At 62.8% G+C, this 20,036-nt stretch carries 19 protein-coding genes and 1 tRNA gene; 12 read left to right on the forward strand and 8 right to left on the reverse strand.

All coding sequences use genetic code 11. The features are described from left to right. Nucleotides 1-20: 20 nt before the first annotated feature. The 4 genes from FJ946_RS21465 to phaC form a co-directional block, all read right to left on the reverse strand. Nucleotides 21-590: a hypothetical protein gene (locus FJ946_RS21465; RefSeq protein ID WP_140564057.1), complete on the reverse strand. Its 570-nt coding sequence runs from the start codon at nt 588-590 to the stop codon at nt 21-23. 181 nt (nt 591-771) lie between these two features. Beyond that, nucleotides 772-846 (reverse strand) — tRNA-Glu (locus tag FJ946_RS21470). Between the two features lie 269 nt (nt 847-1,115). After that, nucleotides 1,116-2,363: a YcbK family protein gene (locus FJ946_RS21475; RefSeq protein WP_140495817.1), complete on the reverse strand. Its 1,248-nt coding sequence runs from the start codon at nt 2,361-2,363 to the stop codon at nt 1,116-1,118. A 216-nt stretch (nt 2,364-2,579) separates the two neighbouring features. Further along, nucleotides 2,580-4,415, reverse strand: coding sequence for a class I poly(R)-hydroxyalkanoic acid synthase (gene phaC / locus FJ946_RS21480; protein ID WP_140495818.1), 1,836 nt, complete (start codon nt 4,413-4,415; stop codon nt 2,580-2,582). Nucleotides 4,416-4,513: 98 nt separating this feature from the next. Here phaC and FJ946_RS21485 point away from each other — a divergent pair, with 98 nt between their 5' ends. The 7 genes from FJ946_RS21485 to recJ all read left to right on the forward strand — a co-directional run bounded on the left by FJ946_RS21485 (nt 4,514) and on the right by recJ (nt 11,287). Further along, nucleotides 4,514-4,906, forward strand: coding sequence for a hypothetical protein (locus FJ946_RS21485; protein ID WP_140495819.1), 393 nt, complete (start codon nt 4,514-4,516; stop codon nt 4,904-4,906). Between the two features lie 74 nt (nt 4,907-4,980). After that, the gene (locus FJ946_RS21490; RefSeq protein ID WP_140495820.1) at nt 4,981-6,198 is read left to right on the forward strand and encodes an LL-diaminopimelate aminotransferase; all 1,218 of its coding nucleotides are present in this window, start codon (nt 4,981-4,983) and stop codon (nt 6,196-6,198) included. 48 nt (nt 6,199-6,246) lie between these two features. Next, nucleotides 6,247-7,560: a homoserine dehydrogenase gene (locus FJ946_RS21495; RefSeq protein ID WP_140495821.1), complete on the forward strand. Its 1,314-nt coding sequence runs from the start codon at nt 6,247-6,249 to the stop codon at nt 7,558-7,560. A 128-nt stretch (nt 7,561-7,688) separates the two neighbouring features. Then, entirely contained in the window at nt 7,689-8,045 is a 357-nt protein-coding gene (locus FJ946_RS21500) for a hypothetical protein (RefSeq protein WP_140495822.1), read from the forward strand. A 66-nt stretch (nt 8,046-8,111) separates the two neighbouring features. Further along, on the forward strand, nt 8,112-8,279 hold the full coding sequence (locus FJ946_RS21505) for a Thivi_2564 family membrane protein (RefSeq protein WP_140495823.1): 168 nt from the start codon (nt 8,112-8,114) through the stop codon (nt 8,277-8,279). 179 nt (nt 8,280-8,458) lie between these two features. Next, nucleotides 8,459-9,442, forward strand: a complete 984-nt coding sequence (gene glpX / locus FJ946_RS21510) for a class II fructose-bisphosphatase (RefSeq protein ID WP_140495884.1) — start codon at nt 8,459-8,461, stop codon at nt 9,440-9,442. Between the two features lie 60 nt (nt 9,443-9,502). Next, a complete protein-coding gene (gene recJ, locus FJ946_RS21515; protein ID WP_140495824.1) occupies nt 9,503-11,287 on the forward strand; it encodes a single-stranded-DNA-specific exonuclease RecJ in 1,785 nt (594 codons plus the stop codon). 11 nt (nt 11,288-11,298) lie between these two features. On the opposite strand, the gene FJ946_RS21520 is transcribed toward recJ, so the two are convergent. The 3 genes from FJ946_RS21520 to folE form a co-directional block, all read right to left on the reverse strand. Continuing rightward, entirely contained in the window at nt 11,299-12,270 is a 972-nt protein-coding gene (locus FJ946_RS21520) for a patatin family protein (protein WP_140495825.1), read from the reverse strand. Nucleotides 12,271-12,367: 97 nt separating this feature from the next. Continuing rightward, nucleotides 12,368-12,826 (reverse strand): phosphoribosyl-AMP cyclohydrolase, encoded by a 459-nt coding sequence (gene hisI, locus FJ946_RS21525; protein WP_140517282.1) that lies wholly within the window; start codon nt 12,824-12,826, stop codon nt 12,368-12,370. Nucleotides 12,827-12,915: 89 nt separating this feature from the next. After that, complete coding sequence (gene folE, locus FJ946_RS21530; protein WP_140564056.1) at nt 12,916-13,551, reverse strand: GTP cyclohydrolase I FolE; 636 nt, start codon at nt 13,549-13,551, stop codon at nt 12,916-12,918. 242 nt (nt 13,552-13,793) lie between these two features. Here folE and FJ946_RS21535 point away from each other — a divergent pair, with 242 nt between their 5' ends. Next, nucleotides 13,794-14,240, forward strand: coding sequence for an iron-sulfur cluster assembly scaffold protein (locus FJ946_RS21535; RefSeq protein ID WP_140495827.1), 447 nt, complete (start codon nt 13,794-13,796; stop codon nt 14,238-14,240). 16 nt (nt 14,241-14,256) lie between these two features. On the opposite strand, the gene FJ946_RS21540 is transcribed toward FJ946_RS21535, so the two are convergent. After that, nucleotides 14,257-15,162 carry a LysR substrate-binding domain-containing protein gene (locus tag FJ946_RS21540; protein WP_140495828.1) on the reverse strand — a complete coding sequence of 302 codons (906 nt, stop codon included), beginning with the start codon at nt 15,160-15,162 and terminating at the stop codon, nt 14,257-14,259. Between the two features lie 326 nt (nt 15,163-15,488). Here FJ946_RS21540 and yidD point away from each other — a divergent pair, with 326 nt between their 5' ends. The 4 genes from yidD (at nt 15,489) to FJ946_RS21560 (ending at nt 20,005) form a co-directional block, all read left to right on the forward strand. Then, nucleotides 15,489-15,863, forward strand: coding sequence for a membrane protein insertion efficiency factor YidD (yidD, locus tag FJ946_RS21545; protein ID WP_140521001.1), 375 nt, complete (start codon nt 15,489-15,491; stop codon nt 15,861-15,863). A gap of 142 nt (nt 15,864-16,005) precedes the next feature. Further along, entirely contained in the window at nt 16,006-16,824 is an 819-nt protein-coding gene (gene blaOXA / locus FJ946_RS21550; RefSeq protein WP_140564055.1) for a class D beta-lactamase, read from the forward strand. A gap of 147 nt (nt 16,825-16,971) precedes the next feature. After that, nucleotides 16,972-18,948, forward strand: a complete 1,977-nt coding sequence (gene thrS / locus FJ946_RS21555; RefSeq protein WP_140520999.1) for a threonine--tRNA ligase — start codon at nt 16,972-16,974, stop codon at nt 18,946-18,948. A 118-nt stretch (nt 18,949-19,066) separates the two neighbouring features. Further along, nucleotides 19,067-20,005, forward strand: coding sequence for a GNAT family N-acetyltransferase (locus FJ946_RS21560; RefSeq protein WP_140517049.1), 939 nt, complete (start codon nt 19,067-19,069; stop codon nt 20,003-20,005). Nucleotides 20,006-20,036: the final 31 nt, after the last annotated feature.

The raw sequence follows: 20,036 nt of genomic DNA on the forward strand, positions 1-20,036 counted from the left end.
TTGGGACTAACGCTTAGGGTCTATTCTTCTGCGGGGTCGGTGGTTTGCAAGCTCACGCTCTGAACCCAGCGCCTACGGCCCTTTTTGAGCTCGCGTACAGCCAGGAACAGTGATCGTCCGTCGCTCAGAAGTGCGAGCGCGTCAGTCGTGAAGCGGGGGGAGACGCGAAGCCACACCGTCCAGCGTGGCTCGCCTCGGATCTTGTCGATGAGTCCCATGCCGGGGGGCGGAGTGTAAATCGGGATCTGCCTACCGTGGTATTGACGATATTTGGGCGAGCCGTGCTCATCGCGTTCCTGCACGTCTTTGAGCGTCGCACGAATGTCGCCAGAGCCCAAGTTATTGCTATAGATTGTGACCTCATAGGTATCGCCCGCCCGTTCCTCCGGGTAGATGGATATCCCGCCAATGGTCAGTCGCGTGGTGAACCGATAGAGCGGGTCATCATCATCTGAGTTCCAAGCTGATTGCGGCGCGTAGACGTTGTAATTGATGGCAGCTTCGACGCTCGCGTCGCAGCGCTCCAGTCGAATGGCGAGATGCGTGTGTTCTTCCTCGGCTGCCTTCCGGCGCTTTGTCCTGCGGGGCATTGGATCATCCGCCTGCCGATCGGTTCAGTTCATCGGCATAACGGCCGCTCAAGGCAAGAATCCAGTCGAACGACGCGTACGGCCAATGAAACATCGGTTGATTCGGGCAACGGTGGCAGCTGCTTTTCGGGTCCGTTATCGGGACCAAAGGTTGGTGAAAAGGCTAACTCGTTGAAATCTCTGGTACGCCCAAGGGGAATCGAACCCCTGTTACCGCCGTGAAAGGGCGGTGTCCTGACCGCTAGACGATGGGCGCGCTCAGATGAAAGCGGCTTATACTGGCGTTGTGCGCAACCGGCAACCCGTCAGGTGCCGGCTTGGACAACTTTTTTCCTGCCTGCCGAAGCGAGTGATTCACGCAGCGCCAGCGGCAATTTTTCTGGCGGCCGTCACCAGCCGCTGCGTGGATTTCCGGGCACTTTTCAGACGATTGCTGGAAGCGGCCCGATGCAAATGCATGTCGCTCAAAAGTGAGCTCCGTTTCAGCGCGACGCGCTTTGGCGCGTCCAGCCGAACCGGCCCTGGTCAGCCTTCGCCACCGCTGCGCCGGCGGCAGCGCCAGTTCCAGTCGCGCTCGGGGCCGACGTCGACATGGACCGATTCGGTGTGGCAGTAGGTGCCGACGCCGCCGCGGCCGGGCATCGTCCTGACGTAGCTCGCCAGCTCCCATTTCGAGACGCCCGGCACCTGGATGTCGGCGGCGGCGCAATACATGTGCAGCGAATTCTTGGCGCCGTTGGCACGGCGGTTGCGGGCGGGGTCGCGATAGCCGGAGGTGACGACCATCTTGCGGCCGTAGTGGCCTTCGATCGTCTTGAGCACGCGCACCAGCGAGGGCTTGAGGCACGCCACGTCGACACTCTCGTTCTGCTTCAAGAGCCCGTTGGGCGCCAGGCGCGCCATGCCGGCGGCGGAAGCTACCTGGTAGAGGCCGCCCGAACCTTCATCCTCGTTGAGGTCGACGTCGCTTTCGTCGTCGAGGCCGGATTTGCGCTTGATCTCGAACAGCGCCGTCTGGCGGACGCCCGGCAGGGCATCGCTGCCGGTGATGTGACCTGAGTCGTCGCCGAGCGAAGCCAGCTGCACCGGTTTCGCCGTGGAATCGGCCGAGGCCAGTGTAATGATCGGCTTTGCCGCCGCCGGGGCGGGCTTGGCCTGCACAGCCGGCTGTTCGCCTGCGCGCGTGTTGACCAGTGGAGCGGGCTTCGCCGAAGCCGGCGTGGCGCCAAACATCGAGGCCAGGAAACCCCTTTTCTTCGGCGCCTCCGCTTGCTGCGCCTCGCCAGCGGTCACATAGACCGGATTGTTCATCGCCGGTGTGGCGGCCTGCTTCGGCGCCGTCACGGCCGCGTCGGCGGCGGCGATCTTCTGCGCCGCCGCATCGGTCTGCTGCGCCGTCTGCGGCTGCTGCTCCAGCGATTGCGGCGTGTTTCCGGCAATCGTTTCAGCTTCAGCCGGCGCGGTGAGCGGGAAGGCCGCCTGCGGCTTGGTAATCGGCACGTAGGCGACCGTCTCGGGCAGCGCTGTGTCGCCTTCCGCCATCACGGTGGTCTGCGTGGTCGCCGTCTGCGACGACGAATCGCCGGCCACGATCGGCTTGTTTGTCGAGGCTGCATTGATGTCCGACGCGGAGGCATTGTAGCCGGGCATGCCAACCGACATTGTGGGGTCGCCGGCCGAGGTGCAGGAGGCCAGGAGCACGGAGCAGAGCGCCGCCGCAATGGTGCGGCGTTCTCCCTTCGCGAGGCTCCACCCTGCTGATTTCAAAGTCAAATTCCCCCTCGATGTCCGATCGGTATATCCTTGGCGCGGCGTCCGAACGGCTGCGTCGAGGTGCCCCTTGTCTCCGATCCGGAAACGAGACCTGTGTCAAATCAGCAAGCCTGGAAGTATTTTTGCGGCAATTGCCGAATTTAGGCGGCAAGATGGTTGACGACACCATTTCGCCCGCTTTTACGGGTCCGTCAACTCACCAGACATTACAGTCGGTTACACACGCACCTTGACATAGGTGCCGGGGGCATCACCAAAAGTTTTCATATGCTTGCCTGCTTTGCGGGCGGGCACGCGATTGTTGTCCTTGGCCTCTATCCAGCTCTGCCAGTGCGGCCACCAGGAGCCAGGATGGTCGGTGGCCCTTGCGATCCACTCGCCGAAGTCGCCCTCCGGCTTGCCGCCGGTCCAGTACTGGTACTTGCCCGATGCGGGCGGGTTGACGACGCCGGCGATATGACCGGAGCCCGCCATCACGTATTCGACCTCGCCACCGAAATATTTCGAGCCGAGGAAGACGGACAGCGCGGGAGCGATGTGGTCTTCCCTGGAGGCGAGGTTGTAGATGGGGATCTTGATATCGGCGAGCGAAACGGTGCGTCCGGCAAGTTCCATCCTGCCGCGCGAGAGGTTGTTCTCGAGATAGCAGTTGCGCAAATAGAAGGAGTGGTTGGCCGCCGCCATGCGTGTCGAATCGGCATTCCAGTAAAGCAGGTCGAAGGGCAGGGGATCCTTGCCGCGCATGTAGTTGTTGACGACATAGGGCCAGATCAGGTCGCCCGAGCGCAGCATGTTGAAGGCGGTCGCCATCTTGGTGCCGTCGAGATAGCCCTTTTCGTTCATCGCCTTTTCCACCGCCGCGACCTGTTCCTCGTCGACGAACACCTTGAGGTCGCCGGCATAGGTGAAATCGACCTGGGTGGTGAAGAAGGTCGCCGATTTGATGCGATCGTCACCCTCCTGCGCCAGCAGGGCAAGTGCCGCCGCCAGCAACGTGCCGCCGACGCAGTAGCCGATAGCGTTGACCTCTTTCTCGCCTGTGGCCTTCTCGATAGTGTCGAGGCCGTATTGCAGCCCCTCTCTTGTATAAGCTTCCCAGTTCTTCATGCCGTGGCGTTCATCAGGGTTGATCCAGGAGATGACGAACACGGTGTGGCCCTGTTCGATCGCCCAGCGGATGAAGGATTTCTGCGGGTTGAGGTCGAGTATGTAGAACTTGTTGATCCAGGGCGGGCAGATCAGCAGCGGCCGTTTCAGCACCGTCTCGGTGGCGGGATCGTATTGAATGATCTCGGCGACGTCGCTGCGGCCGACCACCTTGCCGGGGGTGGTGGCGATGTTGCGGCCGATCTCGAAGGGCGAGTAGTCGGCCTGACGCAGCTTCAGGTCGCCCTTGCCGGCCGCGATGTCCTCGGCCAGCATCTTCATGCCGCGCACAAGATTTTCGCCGTTCGAGGCGATGGTTTCGCGAAACAGTTCCGGATTGGTCAGGATGAAATTCGACGGCGAGATGGCGTTGGACACCTGCTTGACGTAGAAGCTCGCCTTGTGGCGGGTGTGGTCATCCAGGCCTTCGGCGTGCTCGACAAGATCAGCCGCCCAGCGCGAGGTGACGAGATAGGCCTGTTTCAAGAAATCGAAGAAGGCGTTGCGGCCCCATTCCGGATCCTGGAAACGCTTGTCGCCGCGCTCCGGCTTGACCGCGTCCTCGGTTCGCTCGGCATCGGCGCTGACGCGCTGGATGGCGTTCGCCCAAACCGTCATATAGCCGGCGAACAGCCGCGTCTGCGCTTCGAGCGCGCGTTGTGGGTCGGCAAGCCAGTATTCGCTGAGCTTGGAGAAGGTCTTCACCATGTCGACGACCGGTTCGGCGACATGGTCGCGCACTTCGCCCTTCTCGCGCGGCTCGGCCCAGGCGGAAGCCGCCTTGCCGGCCTGCTCGATCATGCGCGCCATGTTCAGGGCGAAGCGTTCCGGGTCCTTCACCAGATATTGCTCGACCGTCGAAGGTCCGCCATCTTCCGCTTTGCCCGAATCGGGTGTTTTGGACATGGTGCGCGGGGTTCCTCCCGAAGCGTTTTCTTGACATATTACCATGGGACATCCGACTGGGTCCAACCTCGCTCTACCCCGGCTGCCAAGGAAACAATATGACGATTAACATTGGCGAGACTGTTTTTTTCGGCGCCGGTCGTTTTTGCCGCATCGGTGCGGCAATTGCCCTGCTGTGCCTTGGGGCCTGCTCGAGCACCAATACCAGCGGCCCGGTGCCCATCGCCACATCAGCGGGACCGAAGGATACCGGCACCTTTCCGAACCTGAACATCCCGCCGAAAGTAGCGGCCAAACAGTTCACCGATGCCGAGAGGAATGCCAGGCTCGCGGAATTGAAGGGGGACGAAAGCGCGCAGGCAGCCAATGGCGGCGCCCCCAACGTCACCAATCAGGCGGCGCTGACGGACCTGGCCAGCAAGCATGGCGCGCAGACGCTGAAGCAGATCGAAGGCAAATGCGACCCCACCCTCGACCCTACCTGCAAATAAGTATATAGCGCGCGCCCAAGGCACTTGCCGACACGGTGCGCCTTGCCAAACGCCAAGTGATGTCTGGAACTGCCATGGAAGAGTTTCACAAGGTCCGCCGGCTTCCGCCCTATGTCTTCGAGCAGGTCAACCGGCTCAAGGCCAGCGCCCGCTCGCGCGGCGCCGACATCATCGACCTCGGCATGGGCAATCCGGACCTGCCGACGCCCAAGGCAATCGTCGACAAGTTGTGCGAAGTGGTGCGCGATCCGCGCACCCATCGCTATTCCTCCTCGCGCGGCATTCCGGGCCTGCGCCGCGCCCAGGCCGCTTACTATCAGCGCCGCTTCGGCGTGAAGCTTGATCCCGATACGCAAGTGGTGGCAACGCTGGGTTCGAAAGAGGGCTTCGCCAACATGGCGCAGGCGATCACCGCCCCTGGCGACGTGATCCTGTGCCCGAATCCAACCTACCCGATCCATGCTTTCGGCTTCATCATGTCGGGCGGCGTCATCCGGTCGCTGCAGGTGGAACCCGATGACGGTTTCATCCCGGCGGTCGAGCGCGGCATCCGCCATTCGATTCCGAAGCCGCTGGCGCTGATCCTCAACTACCCGTCGAACCCGACGGCGCTGGTCGCCTCGCTCGATTTTTACAAGGACGTGGTGGCGTTCGCGAAGAAGAACGACATCATCATCCTGTCGGACCTTGCCTATTCGGAGATCTATTTCGACGGCAATCCGCCGCCTTCGGTGCTGCAGGTGCCGGGCGCGATCGACGTTTGCGTCGAGTTCACCTCCATGTCGAAGACCTTCTCCATGCCCGGCTGGCGCATGGGCTTTGCGGTCGGCAACGAGCGGCTTATCTCGGCGCTGACCCGGGTGAAATCCTATCTCGATTACGGTGCGTTCACCCCGATCCAGGTGGCGGCCGCGCACGCGCTCAACGGCGACGGCGCCGACATCGCCGAAGTGCGCGACATCTACCACAAGCGGCGCGACGTGATGGTCGATGCTTTCGGCCGCGCGGGCTGGACCATTCCGGCTCCGGCTGCGTCCATGTTCGCCTGGGCTCCGATTCCGGAGCCGTTCCGCCATCTCGGCTCGCTCGAATTCTCCAAGCTGCTCATCGAACATGCCGACGTTGCGGTGGCGCCAGGCGTCGGCTTCGGCGAACATGGCGATGATTTCGTGCGTGTCGCGCTGGTCGAGAACGAGCACCGGATCCGGCAGGCGGCGCGCAACATCAAGCGCTTCCTGGCGACCAGCGCCAAGCAACCCAACAATGTCGTGCCGCTTTCCGCCCATCGGTAAGCTTTCCGCACACAATTTCGTTTGATCTTTCGGGGGACATCGCCGGCCATGGCTGAAGCTCTGCGTGTTGGAATTGCCGGCCTCGGCACGGTCGGCGCGTCAGTGGCGCGCGTGCTGCGCGACAAGGCGGCGGAACTGACACGGCAGTGTGGGCGCGACATCGTCGTGTCGGCGGTTTCGGCGCGTGATCCCAAGCGCGACCGCGGGGTCGATCTCAATGCCGCGAAATGGTTCGACGATCCTGTCAAGATGGCGCAGGCCGCCGAGATCGACGTTTTCGTCGAGCTGATCGGCGGCGACGAGGGGCCAGCGTTTGCGGCTGTGAAGACGGCGCTCGAGGCCGGCCGTCATGTCGTTACGGCGAACAAGGCGCTGCTGGCCAAACATGGTGTCGCACTGGCCGAGATCGCCGAGAAGAAGGGCGTGCTGCTCAACTACGAGGCCGCGGTGGCGGGCGGCATTCCCGTTATCAAGACCATGCGAGAGGCGATGGCCGGCAACTCGGTCACCCGCGTCTTCGGTATTCTCAACGGCACCTGCAACTATATCCTGACCCGTATGGAGGCCGAAGGGATCTCGTTCGATGCCTGCCTCAAGGACGCGCAGCGGCTGGGCTATGCCGAGGCCGACCCGACCTTCGACATCGAGGGCCATGACACCGCGCACAAGCTGTCGATCCTGACCAGCCTGGCCTTCGGCACCAAGATCGCCGCCAACGACATCTACATGGAAGGCATCTCCAACATCACCCAGGCCGATATCCGTGCGGCCGGCGATCTCGGCTACCGGATCAAGCTGCTTGGCGTTGCCCAGCGCACCGACAGCGGCATCGAGCAGCGCGTGCATCCAACCATGGTGCCGACAGCCTCGGTGATCGCGCAGGTCCACGGCGTCATCAATGCGGTGGCGATCGAGACCGACATCCTCGGCGAACTGCTGCTCTCCGGCCCCGGCGCCGGCGGCAATGCCACCGCCTCGGCCGTCATCGGCGACATCGCCGATATCGCAAAGAGCCGTCCCGGCTTCCAGCACGGCCCGGTCTTCGGCAGGCCGGCGAGGGAATTGAAGCCTTACAAGAAGGCGCAGATGCGCAGCCATGCCGGCGGCTATTTCATCCGGCTGACCGTGCATGACCGCATTGGCGTGTTCGCGGCCATCGCCAAGCGCATGGCCGATAACGATATCTCGCTGGAATCGATCGTCCAGCACGCGATCAGCGGCGAAGTGGCGGCGCAAAAGACGGTGATCCTCGTCACCCACGAGACCACCGAAGCCGCGGTGCGCAAGGCCGTGGACGGTATCACCAAGGATGGTCACCTGACCGACAAGCCGCAGGTCATCCGGATCGAACGGGCAGGATAGATATTTCCTTCCGTCGCGCACCACTGGATTGCTGCGACGATACTGTTGCGGCCGATGCCGCTGCCTGGCTCGCCGGAACCAATCCCGGCCAGCGCCGTTCTCACGAGGTGCAAACCGAGGGAATGCCAATGGCCGAAACATCGAAATCCGACACCCCCCAGATCGACGACATCCAAAAGACGCTCGAAAAGCAGATCGCCGACCTGCGCAAGGAGATCACCAGGATCAACAAGAGCCTTTCGGAGCGAGGTGCGGAACTGGTTGACGAGGCCTCGGCTCAGGCATCCGACGTCTACGACAGCGCGGCGAGCCGTGCGTCGCGAACGGCTCAGCAGTTGCGCAGCCACGCCCAGGCGGTCTCGGAGGTCGCGCGTGAAAACCCGGGCACGACGACGGCAGTGGTCGGCGTCATCGGGCTGCTGGGTTTTCTGGCCGGCCTCGCCGTTGGCCAGTCGATGAATGACAGCCAGCGCCGCTGGTATTGATCCGGTAACGACCGAGCCGGTTTTTGCCGGCTTACCTGTCCGTCGAGCAATTTCCAGGGGAGCACTATGGCTTCTTCCGTCCTGATCGGCATCCTGATCACGTTCCTGGTGATCATTCTGGTGCTTTACCTCATTCAGCGATTGCCGCTGGACGCCAGGATGCGGCAGATCGCGCAGATCATCGTCATCATCATCGGCATCGTTTCGCTATTGAAATATCTGGCCGTGTTTTAGATCTCGATACCTACTTTGAAAGCGGCCCAGGTTCGCCGGAATCGTGCTATCCATAATTTAATCGGTTGATATTGCAGGCTTTTCGAGAAAACCTTCGAGAGGTCTTGCCGTTGTCATGCTCGTTTGACACAAGAGGCGCGCCTCCGGCGGGAGGCGGCATGCGAACGAGGATCGACCTGATGAACGTGGCCCACAACATTATCGCCGGACTTGACCGGATACTCACCATGGAACTGGTGCGCGTCACCGAACGCGCCGCCGTCGCGGCCGCCAGGCTGCGCGGACGCGGTGACGAAAAGGCCGCCGACCAGGTCGCGGTGGACGCCATGCGCCAGGAGCTCAATCGCCTCGCCATCAAGGGCACGGTGGTGATCGGCGAAGGCGAGCGGGACGAGGCGCCGATGCTCTATATCGGAGAGGAGGTCGGCACCGGCAAAGGCCCGGCGGTCGACATTGCGCTCGACCCGCTTGAAGGCACCACGATCTGCGCCAAGAACCTGCCCAACGCGCTGGCCGTCATCGCCATCGCCGAGAAGGGCAGCCTGCTGTTCGCGCCCGATGTCTACATGGACAAGATCGCCATCGGCCCGGGCTATGCCGAGGGCGTCATCGACATCGATGCGTCGCCGGCCGAAAACATAGCCAGCCTGGCAAAGGCCAAGGGCGTCGCGGTGTCCGACGTTACCGCTTGCATCCTCGACCGTCCGCGCCATGGCAAGCTGATCGACGCCGTGCGCGCCACCGGGGCGGCAATCCGGCTGATCGGCGATGGCGACGTCGCCGGTGTCATCCACACCACCGATCCCGAGGAAACCGGCATCGACATCTATCTCGGCATTGGCGGCGCGCCGGAGGGCGTGCTGGCCGCGGCGGCGCTGCGCTGCACGGGTGGCCAGATGCAGGGCCGCTTGATCCTCGATACGCCCGAGAAGGTCGCCCGCGCCGGCAAGATGGGTATTGCCGACCCGAAGCGGGTCTACCGGGCCGAGGACATGGCGCGCGGCGATGTGTTGTTCGCGGCCACCGGCGTCACCGACGGCAACATGCTGGCAGGGGTCAAGTTCGGCCGCAACTACATCACAACGCACACGATCGTGCTGCGCTCGTCGTCGCGCACCGTGCGCGAGATCAAGGCCCGGCATCAGGACCTGGAAAAGTTTTGATGCATTCCTGACTGGCCGTCGCATATTGTGGGCAATGATCATCCGCAAACGTCGCCTCGCATGACGGGCGAGAGACGCCTTTTTCTCGATGTCCGACAGTCGGCCACCGGTGTTTCCTGGGAACATCGGCTGACCGAGCGGCAGGACATGGTCGCGCTTGCCATCGCACAGGGGCACGGCGTGCCCGATATCGTCGCGCGCGTGCTTGCCGGACGTGGCGTGACGGCGGAACAGGCGGAGCGCTTTCTCGACCCGACGATCCGCGACCTGCTGCCGGACCCGGCTTCGCTGACCGACATGGACAAGGCGGCCATTCGAATAGCCGCCGCGGTGATGGCCCGGGAGAAGGTGGCGATCTTCGGCGACTACGATGTCGATGGCGCCGCCTCGTCGGCCTTGCTCAAACGCTTCCTCGCGCATTTCTCGATATCGTCGGAAATCTACATTCCCGATCGTATCTTCGAGGGTTACGGTCCCAATCCCGAAGCCATGCGCGAGCTCATCTCGCGCGGCGCGACGCTGATCGTCACCGTCGATTGCGGCACCAACAGCGCGGCTTCCATCGACGCGGCCAATGCCGCCGGTGCCGATGTCGTGGTGCTCGACCATCATCAGGTCGGCGGCGCCTTGCCGGCGGCACACGCGGTGGTCAACCCCAACCGCGACGACGACCTTTCCGGGCAGGGCCATCTCTGCGCCGCCGGAGTGGTTTTTCTCGCGCTGGTGCAGACGGCCAAGGTCCTGCGCGGCCGGCTGGCCGACGCCACGCCGCCGGACCTGCTCTCGCTGCTCGATCTCGTGGCGCTGGCCACGGTCTGCGATGTGGTGCCGCTCACCGGCGTCAACCGTGCCTTCGTCGTCAAGGGCTTGCAAGTGGCGCGCCAGCAGAAGAACGAGGGAATGTCTGCGCTGGCGCGGGTCTCGCGCGTCGGCGAGCCGCTCAGCACCTTCCATCTGGCCTACCTGATCGGACCGCGCATAAACGCCGGCGGGCGCATCGGCGACGCCGCCCTCGGCAGCCGGCTGCTTGCGACCGACGATCCGGTCGAGGCCCGCACCATCGCCGAGACGCTCGATCGGCTCAACCAGGAGCGGCAGCTGATGGAACACGAGATGCTGGCCGCGGCGCGTGCCGAGGCCGATGCCGAGCTTGCCGGCGGCAGCGGGCCGGCCATCGTCGTTACCGCTAGCACCAACTGGCATCCCGGCATCGTCGGCCTGCTTGCCTCCAGGCTCAAGGACCATGCCCGACGGCCGGCCTTCGCCATCGCCTTCAACGCCACCGGCACCGGCACCGGTTCAGGTCGCTCGGTGTCGGGCTTCGATCTCGGCCGGCTGGTGCGCGAAGCCGCAGATGCCGGGCTGATCGTCAAGGGCGGCGGCCATGGCATGGCAGCCGGCATTACCGTCGAGCGCACGCGGCTCGGCGAGCTCAGGGCATTTTTCGAGGAGCGCGCAGCAGCCGACGTGTTCCGATTGCAAGACGAGGAAAGCCTGGCGATCGACGGCGCGCTTGCCGCCGAGGGTGCGACGCTGGCCTTGCTGGATGCGCTGGAAAAGGCCGGCCCGTTCGGTGCAGGGCATGTCGCGCCTGTTTTCGCGCTGCCTCGCCATCGGCTGGCCGACGCCCGGCTGGTCGGCACCAACCACATCCGCGCCGACCTCCAGTCGGGCAGTGGCGGTCGCATCCAGGCGATCGCCTTTCGTGCCGTCGACACCGTGCTCGGCGACTTCCTGTTCAAGAACCGTGGTAAGACGATCCACGTCGCCGGCTCATTGTCGGGCAATTACTGGAACGGCAATCGCAGCGTGCAGTTCCGCATCGTCGACGCGGCACGCGCCTGATGCGTCTTTGATCAGGCGAGAACCGTCTGAAGCCGGGTCAGTTCGCCGATCTGTGCCATCGTTGCCCTATAGCCGATCTGGATCGCCTCATCGGCGCGGTGGAATTCGGTCAGACCGATGTGGCTGAGCTTGGGCTGCAGCGACATGTCCGGCGGATCGCCGGCAAGCCTGGCGCGCGAGATTCGGTCTTGGATGATGTTGAAGGCCTCGACCATGACGCCGGTGATGCCAAGCCGCGTCTGATGCGCCCGGTGCTCCGGGTCGAATTGGCCACTGCGCGGTGCATCGTTCTCGACGACCAGTTCACCGGCGCTATGCTTGATGACGGCGGCACGGCCGAACAGGTCGTAATGAAGGTTGACCGCGACAACCAGCGGCTGCTCATAGGCACGGCAGACCGACACCGGCACCGGATTGACCAAAGCTCCGTCGACCAACACGCGGCCATTGCAAGTCACCGGCTCGAACACGCCAGGCAAGGCATAGGAAGCGCGCATGGCTGTTATCAGCGAGCCGTTCGACAGCCAGATCTCATGGCCGGTGCGGATTTCGGAAGCGACCGCGACGAACGGCTTGGACAAATCCTCAAAGCGAATGCCGGCCACATGCTCACGCAGGCGAGCATCCAGCTTCATGCCGCCGAACAGACCGCTGCCGCGCAGGTTTAGATCGAGCAGGCCGAAGATGCGCCGCCTGGTCAGGCTGCGGGCGAACTCTTCCAACTCGTCCAGTTTTCCGGCGAGGTAACAGCCGCCGACCAGCGCGCCGATCGAGGTGCCGGCAATCATCGAAACCTCGATGCCGGCTTCATCGAGCGCGCGCAGCACGCCGATATGCGCCCAGCCTCTTGCGCAACCGCCGCCCAGTGCAAGCGAGATGCCAGTTTTCTTTGGTGATGTTGTTTCGGCCGCGCCGCCGGACGAAGCGGGACCATTCGCCTCTCGTACGTCCGCTCTGTTACGCAATGACGCCCACTCGAGCATCATGATCTCCCTTGTCCCACAGCTAATATATAGGCGGGCCGTATCGAAATGGTGAATCTATGTGGTTGGCTGCGGGCAAAAGGTTCAAGCTGGTCATTCACGGGAGCTTCCGATACGTTTTTTCCGCATCGAACAAGGGCTCGCTGCCATCGTCGGCAAGCATCGCCTTGCCGTCGATCAGCCCCACCGTCCGATAGAAGCAGGAACGCCGGCCTGTGTGACAAGTTGCGTCGTGGCCTAGCACTTTGACGCGCAACCATATGGCGTCCTGGTCACAATCCGTGAGCACCTCGATGACATGCTGGAGATTGCCTGACGTTTCGCCCTTCTTCCACAGCGCATTGCGCGAACGCGACCAGTAGTGGGCGATACCTGTTTCAAGCGTCAACGCCAGAGCCTGCGCATTCATGTGCGCGACCATCAAAAGCACGCCGTCTGCCGCATCGGTGACGACGACGGTGACCAGGCCGGCGGCATCGAAGCGCGGTGAAAACACCGCGCCTTCTTCCAGCGCTTTCTTGTCTGAGGGAGCCTTCGGAAATTCCAGTGCCGACATCGCCGGGCTATCTTCCTGTTTGACCATGACTATCCGAAAACCGGTATCCACTTTCGGAATCATGGTCCGGCGATGCTGGGCGAGGCGGCTTACACCCCACCGCCACGCACCATGGTGACGAAACGAACCTGTTCTTCGGGAGTATCCTTGAACACGCCGGTGAAGGTCGAGGTCAGCGTGGTGGAGCCCTGCTTGCGGATGCCGCGCATGGCCATGCACATGTGCTCGGCCTCGATCATCACTGCAACGCCGCGCGGATTGAGCACATCCTGAATGACGCCGGCGATCTGCGCGGTCATGGCTTCCTGGGTCTGCAGGCGATGGGCGAAGATATCGACCACGCGCGCGATCTTGGACAGGCCGACGACCTTGCCGTCCGGCAGATAGCCGACATGGGCCTTGCCGATGATCGGCACCATGTGATGTTCGCAATGCGAATGGAACTGGATGTCCTTGACGATGACAAGGTCGTCGTAACCTGCCACTTCCTCGAAGGTGCGGCCAAGCTCTTCGGCCGGGCACATGTCATAGCCGCCGAACATTTCCCGATAGGCCTTGGCCACCCGCTTGGGCGTGTCGACCAGCCCTTCGCGATCGGGGTTGTCGCCGGTCCAGCGCAAAAGCGTGCGTACCGCAGCCTCGACGTCGGCCTCGCTCGGCCGGTCGGTGACGGGCTTTTCCATGTAGGCCGACTGGGGCATGAACTTCTTGATAACGGCATCCATAAAGGCGTCTCCCGTAGTCCCTCTCTCAGGAGGAACGAGTTGAACGGACCACGACCTTTCGGCGTCGGAAACTCGCCCGGTTTCCAGCCCCGTAAGCGGCGTGAGCAAACTGCGGCAAAGACGTGGGCTTTTCGTCGCCTTGTCGATACCGGACTGCCACCATTATATATGGTCATGACGAGCGAAAGAAAGACGCGTCAGCGGCAAACGCTGTTCGCTTGGCGGCGACGGACTGGAAAATAATGATCAACGACGTCTACAATGCGAAAATTCTCGGTTTTGCCGGAAATATCACACGGATCGGCCGGCTCGATCATCCCGACGCCAGCGCGAGGGCACATTCCAAATTGTGCGGCTCTACCGTTACCGTCGATCTCAATATGGCGGACGGCGTGGTTACCGATTTCGCACATGACGTGAAGGCCTGCGCGCTCGGCCAGGCCTCGTCCTCCATCATGGCGCAGCATGTGGTTGGCGCTACGGCCGACGAATTGCGCGCGGTGCGCGAGACCATGCTGAAAATGCTGAAAGAGAACGGAGCGCCGCCGGAAGGCCGCTTCGCCGATCTCAAATATCTGGAACCGGTGCGCGATTACAAGGCGCGCCATGCCTCGACCATGTTGACCTTCGACGCGGTGGTCGACGCGATCGGTCAGATCGAGAAGAAGCGCGCCGAAGAAGCCGCCTGATAGCCCATTTGGCGGCCTATTGGAGCCGTCTGCTTTCGGCGAATTCGCTTCTCACCCAGTCGGCGAACGCGGCGGCTGGCTCGGGGAGATCGCGCAGGCTTCTGGCCACCAGCCAATAGGCGCCGGACGCGACGTCGATGTCGAACGGCTTGACCAACGTGCCGGAGGCGAGCTCTTCGCCGATCTGCAGGAGATCGCCCAGCGCCACGCCGTGTCCGAGCAGGGCGGCCTGCTTCGAAAGCGATGCATCCGCCAGCATGGGACCGCGCGCGGGCACGGCGTCGGCAGGCACACCAGCCGCCTCAAACCAGCGCGCCCAACCCTGTCGGTTTTCCTCATGCAACAGCGTATAGCGGCCAAGGTCGGCCGGCTTGTCGAGGGGAGGCCCCGCGGCAAGCAGCGCCGGCGACAGAACCGGTGAATCGACCGTCGAGGCAAGCTGCTCGGCCTCGCTGCGCGGCCACGAGGCAGCATGCGCACTGAAGCGTAACGCAAGTTCAGGCTGGTCGCCGCGAAACTCAATCAGCCTTGGATCGACTTCGAGCGCGACGTCGATGTCGGGCCGCAATTGGCGAAAACGGTTGAGCCGCGGCACCAGCCATACCGATGCCAGAGACGGCTCGACGCTGACGCGAACCACTGTCTGCGCGGGAGCCGCCACCAACTCGGAAAGCAGGGCGTCGATGGCGTCGAAACTCCTGACCAGCTGACTGAGCAGCCGGCGGCCCGCATCGGTCAGTTCGACGCGGCGATGGTGACGTTCGAACAGGGGCCGGCGCAGAAAGATCTCGAGCTCGCGGATCTGCCGGCTGATCGCTGCCTGCGAGACGAAAAGCTCCTCGGCCGCCCTGCTGAAACTCAGGTGCCGCCCGGCTGCTTCAAAGCTCCTCAAGGCCGTCAGCGGCAATCGCCCACGCTTCATTCGCATAACCCAGGATTATCCGAAGTGGAAATTATACTCGTTTGAAGGCGAAGGCCAGCGGCGGTCTACTCGTCGTCAAGGAGATACGGCCATGGTCCAGTTGCTAGAGATTTTTGGCGATGTGATGCGGATTGCAACCTATCAGTGGCGTGACGAAAGGACCCGTCGGAAGCACCACGAAGAGCAGCCTAGCCCCTGCCGGTGGGCACCGCCGGCTGATCGGCAGCCACTTCGCCGCTTCCGCCCGTGAAAGCTCAGCAAGCAGGGGCGGGATTGCGTTCTCCCGATGAAGCCCACATCTATCGTCTGGAAAGACGGAGATCGCAGTGGGCGACCAGCATGGGCATGCACATACAGCCGGGCCGCCGCGGCGCGGCCGCAACTGGTCCGGCCCGTGGCGCAAGACCCCCGGCCGGGTGTTGGGCACGTCGCTGGTGCGCCTCTATCAACTGACGCTGTCCAGCTTCATCGGCAATTCCTGCCGTCATCTGCCGACCTGCTCGGAATATGCGCATGAGGCGATCGCCCGCCATGGTCTTTGGGCCGGCGGCTGGATGGGATTTTTCAGGGTTCTGCGCTGCGGACCATTCGGCACCCATGGCGTCGACCTTGTTCCGGAGGTTCTGGCGGATCGGTATGTCTGGTTCACGCCGTGGCGATATTGGCGGATCGGCAGCAACCGCGACGAGGCGCGAAGCTGACTGCCGGTCAGTTCTTCAAGGCAACCGTTTACGATCTGGTAGGGTTAACGGCAGCCTGCACAACAACTGCGAATTTGAGACAAAATCGAGACAAGAGACCTCGCTAAGCCGCTCGCCGAACCCCCTCTGGAGCGAGCATCCAATGCGCAATGTCGACCGTCTTCCCTTCATCCTTGCCGGAGTCCTGTTCCTGCTTGCCTGGCTTCTGGGATTTCCGATGCGCGCGCAATCGGCGCCGCTCGGGGATGTGCAGTGCACGTTGATCGCCGATGCACAGAGCGGCAAGACGCTTTACCAGAACGGCGTCTGCGATCAGCGGTTCAGCCCGGCCTCGACGTTCAAGGTGCCGCTGTCGCTGATCGGTTACGATGCCGGCATACTCAGCGACGAACACACGCCGAGCTGGGGCTACAAGCCTGAATTCAAGGCGGTCAAGCGGGACCACAAGACCGTCGATCCGACGATCTGGGAGCGGGACTCGGTGCTGTGGTATTCGCGCGAGATCACCCGCCGGCTTGGACCGGAGAGCTTTGCCGGCTACGTCTCGAAGTTCGGCTATGGCAATGCGGACGTTTCCGGCGATCCCGGCAAGAATGACGGCCTGACCCACTCGTGGGTGAACTCCTCGCTCAAGATCACGCCGGTCGAACAGATAGACTTCCTGCGTAAGCTCCTCGCCGGCAAGATGCCGGTCTCGGCCAAGGCTCACGACATGACGAAAGCCGTCATGCCCAGCTTCAAGGCCGGCGACTGGACCGTCCAGGGCAAGACGGGCAGCACCAGGGTCGGCGAGGGCGGCAAGGACAGGCGTTCACTCGGCTGGTTCGTCGGCTGGGCGCAGAAAGACGGCCGCCAGATCGTGTTTGCCCGGCTCGTCGTCGATACGAAGCGGAGCGACATGCCGAAGGGGCTCGCGACGCGCGCGGCCTTCCTGAAGGACCTGCCAATGCTGATTAAATAGCCGAGGCTTTACGGCGGCGGCATCTGCCCATAAAAGACTGCCGCCGCCGGACGCCTCCGGCTACCTGGCAGGTCGCAGCCTCGAACAGCTGACGACCTGCATTTCACCACCCGCGCTCGTTTGCGGGACTGGATAGGAGAATACCTGATGCTGAATGCCGTTTCCCTGACATTTCCCGATGGCTCCGTGCGCGACTACGATGCGGCGATGACCGGTGCAGGCCTTGCCGAATCGATCTCCAAGTCGCTGGCCAAGAAGGCCGTGGCCTATGCCATCGACGGTACCGTGCGCGATCTCTCCGATCCGCTCGGCAAGTCCGGCAAGATCGAGATCATCACCCGCGACGATCCGCGCGCGCTGGAACTCATCCGCCATGACGCGGCACACGTGCTGGCGGAGGCCGTGCAGGAGATATGGCCGGGAACGCAGGTGACCATCGGGCCGGTAATCGAGAACGGATTCTACTACGACTTCGCCCGCAACGAGCCGTTCACTCCGGACGACTTCCCGGTGATCGAGAAGAAGATGCGCGAGATCATTGCGCGCAACAAGCCGTTCACGAAGGAAGTCTGGTCGCGCGACAAGGCCAAAAAGGTCTTTGCCGACAAGGGCGAGCGCTACAAGCTGGAACTGATCGACGCCATTCCTGACGATCAGGATCTCAAGATCTACGCGCAAGGCGACTGGTTCGACCTTTGCCGCGGTCCGCATATGGCCTCGACCGGGCAGATCGGCAATGCCTTCAAGCTGATGAAGGTGGCGGGCGCCTATTGGCGCGGAGATTCGAACAACCCGATGCTGACGCGCATCTACGGCACGGCGTGGGCTGATCAGGCGCAGCTCGACGCCTACCAGACAATGCTGGAGGAAGCCGAAAAGCGCGACCACAGGAAGCTCGGCCGCGAGATGGATTTGTTCCATTTCCAGGAAGAGGGGCCCGGTGTCGTCTTCTGGCATGCCAAGGGCTGGAAGATGTTCCAGAACCTGGTCAACTACATGCGCCGCCGCCTCGACGAGCAGGGCTACCAGGAGGTCAACGCACCGCAGGTGCTCGACAAGAGCCTGTGGGAGACGTCGGGCCATTGGGGCTGGTACCGCGACGCCATGTTCAAGGTCACGGTTGCCGGCGACGACACCGATGACGACCGCGTGTTCGCGCTGAAGCCGATGAACTGTCCTGGCCATGTGCAGATATTCAAGCACGGGTTGAAATCCTATCGCGACCTGCCGGTAAAGCTTGCGGAATTCGGCAATGTGCATCGCTATGAGCCGTCGGGCGCGCTACACGGGCTGATGCGCGTGCGCGGTTTCACGCAGGATGACGCGCATATTTTCTGCACCGAGGAGCAACTGGCGTCGGAGTGCCTGCGTATCAACGATCTGATTCTGTCGACCTATGCCGATTTCGGCTTCGACGAAATCAGCGTGAAGCTGTCGACCCGGCCGGACAAGCGCGTCGGCACCGACGAAGCCTGGGATCACGCCGAAGCGATCATGAGCGGCGTGCTGGAGACGATCAGGACGCGATCGGGCAACCGCATCAAGACCTCGATCAATCCTGGCGAGGGCGCCTTCTACGGGCCGAAGTTCGAATATGTGCTGAAGGATGCCATCGGCCGCGAATGGCAATGCGGCACCACGCAGGTCGACTTCAACCTGCCGGAGCGTTTCGGTGCCTTCTACATCGGCTCGGATTCCGAGAAGAAACAGCCTGTCATGGTGCACCGTGCCATCTGCGGCTCGATGGAGCGCTTCCTCGGCATCCTGATCGAGAACTATTCCGGCCATTTCCCGCTGTGGTTCGCGCCGCTGCAGGTAGTGGTGGCGACGATCACTTCGGACGCCGACGGCTATGCGAACGAAGTGGTGGCGAAGCTGAAAGCCGCGGGCTTGTCCGCCGAGGCGGATCTGCGCAACGAGAAGATCAACTATAAGGTCCGTGAGCACAGCCTAGCCAAGGTTCCGGTCATCCTCGTCTGCGGCAAGCGCGAGGCGGAAGAGCAGACGGTCAACATGCGCCGCCTCGGATCGCGCGATCAGGAGTCGCTGGGTCTCGCCCAAGCGGTCGCGCAGCTGACCGAAGAAGCGATCACGCCCGATCGCCGACGCAAACCTGCGGCCTGACCCGGTAGTATTTCAAGCGGAATGGCGGTGGAGCAGTCCACCGCCATTTCCATATCGCACCGTCTTCACATCCCTCCATTTTCACATCCCTGTCACGGCAGTCTTGTAACAAGCCCTCATGCTCAAGCTGAAATTGCGTGAAAAACCGTTTCCCGAGCTTTCCTATGCTAATCCCCGACAGCCAGCGCTGACGCGGTGGGTCATCCATTCCATCGAAGGCCTGTCCGGACGCGACCGTTTTGCAGCGCTTTATGATTTTTGGCGCCGCCAGGTGGTCCCGTCCGGCGAGCGCGTGTTCAGCCGCATGCTCGAATTGATCGATGTGCGGGTGCGAACCCCCGACCAATGGCCGCCGCAGACCCTGCCTGACACGCCGCTGGTGATCGTCGCCAATCATCCCTTTGGCATCGGCGACGGGATTGCCGTGCTGTCGCTGGCCGAGCAGCTTGGGCGGCCGTTCCGGGTCATGATCCACAAGGATCTGCTCAAGATCAGCGAGATGGAGCCCTACTCGCTGCCGATCGACTTTTCCGAGACCAAGGACGCTCTGAAGAACAACATGGCGGTGCGTCACGAGGCTGTGCGGCTCTTGAAAGAACGTGTCACCATCGTGGTGTTTCCGGCCGGCGGCGTCGCCACCGCGCCGAAAGGTTTTGGCCAGGCACGCGATCTGCCATGGAAGATGTTTCCGGCCCGTCTCGTGCAGGATGCCAAGGCTTCCGTAGTGCCGATGCATTTCTCCGGCCAGAACGGCAGGCTGTTCCATCTGGTCAGCGGCCCCATGAACATGGCCGAGCGCGACGGGCGCGTGGCGAAGTTCGTCGGCAAGGCATCGCTGACGCTGCGCATTTCGCTGCTTATCCACGAGTTCGCCCGGCTTTCCGGCAAGTCGATCGACGTGCGTGTCGGCGATGTGCTGAACTGGAACGAACTGGAGCCCGTGCGCGACCGCAAGGCGCTGCTCGAGCGCCTCTATAGAGGCGTCTTCGATCTGGCGCCGCCGGTTCCTCGCCGCCGGATTCCATTCCTGCCGGCACGAGCCAAGCTGGCGGCGTAGGTCCATTTCGTGGAGATCCGAAGGGAAAGCG

The sequence above is a fragment of the Mesorhizobium sp. B2-4-7 genome (assembly GCF_006442685.1).
Classification (GTDB): Bacteria; Pseudomonadota; Alphaproteobacteria; order Rhizobiales; family Rhizobiaceae; genus Mesorhizobium.

What these genes read in the sequence shown, in the direction of transcription:
- FJ946_RS21465 (WP_140564057.1), bottom strand. Translation starts at nt 590, where the DNA reads ATGCCCCGCAGGACAAAGCGCCGGAAGGCAGCCGAGGAAGAACACACG.
- phaC (WP_140495818.1), bottom strand. Translation starts at nt 4,415, where the DNA reads ATGTCCAAAACACCCGATTCGGGCAAAGCGGAAGATGGCGGACCTTCG.
- FJ946_RS21485 (WP_140495819.1), top strand. Translation starts at nt 4,514, where the DNA reads ATGACGATTAACATTGGCGAGACTGTTTTTTTCGGCGCCGGTCGTTTT.
- FJ946_RS21490 (WP_140495820.1), top strand. Translation starts at nt 4,981, where the DNA reads ATGGAAGAGTTTCACAAGGTCCGCCGGCTTCCGCCCTATGTCTTCGAG.
- FJ946_RS21495 (WP_140495821.1), top strand. Translation starts at nt 6,247, where the DNA reads ATGGCTGAAGCTCTGCGTGTTGGAATTGCCGGCCTCGGCACGGTCGGC.
- FJ946_RS21500 (WP_140495822.1), top strand. Translation starts at nt 7,689, where the DNA reads ATGGCCGAAACATCGAAATCCGACACCCCCCAGATCGACGACATCCAA.
- FJ946_RS21505 (WP_140495823.1), top strand. Translation starts at nt 8,112, where the DNA reads ATGGCTTCTTCCGTCCTGATCGGCATCCTGATCACGTTCCTGGTGATC.
- glpX (WP_140495884.1), top strand. Translation starts at nt 8,459, where the DNA reads ATGAACGTGGCCCACAACATTATCGCCGGACTTGACCGGATACTCACC.
- recJ (WP_140495824.1), top strand. Translation starts at nt 9,503, where the DNA reads ATGACGGGCGAGAGACGCCTTTTTCTCGATGTCCGACAGTCGGCCACC.
- FJ946_RS21520 (WP_140495825.1), bottom strand. Translation starts at nt 12,270, where the DNA reads ATGCTCGAGTGGGCGTCATTGCGTAACAGAGCGGACGTACGAGAGGCG.
- hisI (WP_140517282.1), bottom strand. Translation starts at nt 12,826, where the DNA reads ATGTCGGCACTGGAATTTCCGAAGGCTCCCTCAGACAAGAAAGCGCTG.
- folE (WP_140564056.1), bottom strand. Translation starts at nt 13,551, where the DNA reads ATGGATGCCGTTATCAAGAAGTTCATGCCCCAGTCGGCCTACATGGAA.
- FJ946_RS21535 (WP_140495827.1), top strand. Translation starts at nt 13,794, where the DNA reads ATGATCAACGACGTCTACAATGCGAAAATTCTCGGTTTTGCCGGAAAT.
- FJ946_RS21540 (WP_140495828.1), bottom strand. Translation starts at nt 15,162, where the DNA reads ATGAAGCGTGGGCGATTGCCGCTGACGGCCTTGAGGAGCTTTGAAGCA.
- blaOXA (WP_140564055.1), top strand. Translation starts at nt 16,006, where the DNA reads ATGCGCAATGTCGACCGTCTTCCCTTCATCCTTGCCGGAGTCCTGTTC.
- thrS (WP_140520999.1), top strand. Translation starts at nt 16,972, where the DNA reads ATGCTGAATGCCGTTTCCCTGACATTTCCCGATGGCTCCGTGCGCGAC.
- FJ946_RS21560 (WP_140517049.1), top strand. Translation starts at nt 19,067, where the DNA reads ATGCTCAAGCTGAAATTGCGTGAAAAACCGTTTCCCGAGCTTTCCTAT.